This is a genomic window from Paracoccus sp. PAR01 (assembly GCF_014851995.1).
In the GTDB taxonomy this organism is placed as follows: domain Bacteria; phylum Pseudomonadota; class Alphaproteobacteria; order Rhodobacterales; family Rhodobacteraceae; genus Paracoccus; species Paracoccus litorisediminis.
In genome coordinates this window covers 1-273 of record NZ_JACVAW010000112.1, presented here as the reverse complement: position 1 = coordinate 273, position 273 = coordinate 1, and the positions used below count along the sequence as shown (strand labels likewise).

1 pseudogene is annotated in these 273 nt (G+C 65.6%); it reads right to left on the bottom strand.

The features are described 5' to 3' along the window. Nucleotides 1–273 (bottom strand): annotated as a pseudogene (locus IB235_RS24910) (electron transfer flavoprotein subunit beta/FixA family protein); the annotation flags it as partial.

Here is a 273-nt window from a genome sequence, read left to right as displayed (position 1 = left end):
TCGCCTGCTTGCCGGCGATGACCAGATCCGCGCCTTCGGCCTTGGCGACCTCGGCGATGATCTTGGCGACGGCCAGCGGCTCGATGTCCTGATGAACGTCATCGGCGGCGACGACCAGAATGGCGCGGTCGGCGCCCATGGCCAGAGCGGTGCGCAGGGTTTCCTGGGCCTGCTTCACCCCGATCGACACGGCGATAACTTCGGTCGCGGTGCCTTTTTCCTTGAGCCGGATCGCCTCCTCGACCGCGATCTCGTCGAACGGGTTCATCGACA